This is a genomic window from Enterococcus sp. ZJ1622, from assembly GCF_011038845.1.
GTDB lineage: Bacteria > Bacillota > Bacilli > Lactobacillales > Enterococcaceae > Enterococcus_B.
Genome location: NZ_JAAKDW010000041.1, coordinates 1 through 2,149, shown reverse-complemented (window position 1 = coordinate 2,149; position 2,149 = coordinate 1). Strand labels below are relative to the sequence as shown.

Below are 2,149 nucleotides of genomic sequence, written 5' to 3'. Positions count from 1 at the left end.
TCTATAACACCAAACGTCCTCATGGAACATTAGATATGCTTACACCAAATGAAAAGGAGGCTCTTTACTTTGAAAGTCTTTAAGTATCTGCTCTTTTTGTGTCTACTTTATTGACATCTTTCCATTTTGACACGAGCCAAGTGACGAATATGAACGATATGTTCAAGAAATGTAGTAGTTTACAAAGTTTAGATTTAAGTAGCTTCGATACGAGTCAAGTGACGAATATGAGCTCTATGTTCGATGGATGTACTAATCTCCAAAGTATCACTATGGATGATAGCTTTGACACCAGTCGAGTAACGAATATGTACACTATGTTCTTTGGTTGTAGCAGCCTAAAAAGTTTAGATGTGAGCAGCTTCAATACGAATCAAGTGACTACTATGGAAAAGATGTTCAGTGGTTGTAGTAGCTTACAAAGTCTAGATCTAAGTAGCTTCGATACGAGCCAAGTGACAAGTATGTTCTACATGTTCAATGGATGTAGTAGCCTACAAAGTCTAGATCTAGGTAGCTTTGATACGAGTCAAGTGACAACTATGTTGTACATGTTCAATGGTTGTAGTAGTTTGAATGAATTAACACTAGGAGAAAAATCCATTTTTAATGATACAGTTAATCTACTCGATGGTAGTTGGTCAGGTAAGCATACGTCTGTGATGTACGCAACAAGTGCTGATTTTATGAACAACTACGATGGTAGCCAACCGGATACGTTTGTTCGAAAAGAGGCAAACTATTGGGGAACCGCTCCATACGTGTTTGATGAAACAACCGGTACACTGACTGTTTATGCTGGAACACTTGAAGGAAATAAAGGAACTCCTTGGGGAAAAGGAGAAGTCTCCGCTGATCAAATACAAAAAATCGAGTTTGTCGAGAGTCTCAAGGCACCAGAAGATAGTACCTTGTTATTTGCGAATTTACCTAATTTGATTGAATTTGCAGGGTTAGAAAAACTTGATACCAGCAATGTAACGAGTATGCATAAAATGTTCGCTAGATGTAGTAGTTTACAAAGTTTAGATTTAAGTAGCTTTCATACAAGTAACGTAACAAGAATGGACAATGTATTCGAGTACTGTAGTAGTCTAAAAAGTTTAGATCTAAGTCACTTTGATACAGTCAATGTAACCAGTATGGGGCTTATGTTTGGTTACTGTTCTTCCTTACAACATTTGGACTTAAGTAGTTTTTCTACAAGTAATGCGCCGAACATGTTTGCCATGTTCAATGGTTCTGATAATCTAAGATCTATTAAATTAGGCAGTAATTTCAAATTTAGTGGTATGGAACAATTTGACAGTTATTTCACTCATAAATGGGTAGGGATGAACAGTCATGTGCGGTATAATTCAGGAGCTGATTTTACCAGTCAATATGATGGGACACAGCCTGACACATACGTTTGGGATATTAGTTCACAATTAGGCGTAACCTTAGAAAGCAACGATCCGATGACTGTTGGTCGAGAAGATCGCTTGGTATGGAAGATCGGCCATAGTACTGCATCAGCTCAAGGACGCACTGCTAAATCGATTAATGGGAAACTCTTTACGACAGAAACAGTGGATTTTGAGCCAGAACTACTGGTAGAAGAACAAGATGCTTTGGGAAATTATGTAGCGACTCTAACGATTCCGGTGACTGATGAGGGAACAACCAATGGGGAGCATACCTATAGTTATGCTTTACCTGATCTTGCCTATGGCAATCAGTACAAAATCACGTGGAAAGGAACGCCATGGAACAATACAACGGTCTCCACAGCGCCAACCTTCCGATATGAACTGGATTATGATGCCAATCTGGAACTGATCAATGGCGATATGTTCTTACCAGACAGCCGCTCAACTACCACCAACCGTGTGATAGAGAATGGGGGATTAAGTTTCAAAGATGTCCCACAAGAATTACGATTTAATGCCACAAAATTATCAACGGATCTCAATGAACAACTGATTGCAAGAGAAGACAAAGATTGGGAAATCGGCATCACTGATTTTAGAGGAACGAAAGCCAAATCAGTTACGGATTCTGATGTAGCCCGTCAAGATTGGGATCTAGTCGCGACAGTTGCGCCGTTTAAAGATTCATCTAATCAAGAAATCGGGTTAGAAACCTTAGGTATCACCTATGTCGATGA

At 39.1% G+C, this 2,149-nt stretch carries 1 protein-coding gene; it reads left to right on the top strand.

Annotated elements, in window-relative coordinates; all coding sequences use genetic code 11:
* Positions 1–149 precede the first annotated feature (149 nt).
* Positions 150–2,149 (top strand): BspA family leucine-rich repeat surface protein (locus tag G7Y42_RS14805; protein WP_165007694.1); only part of this gene is annotated, 2,000 nt, incomplete at its 3' end.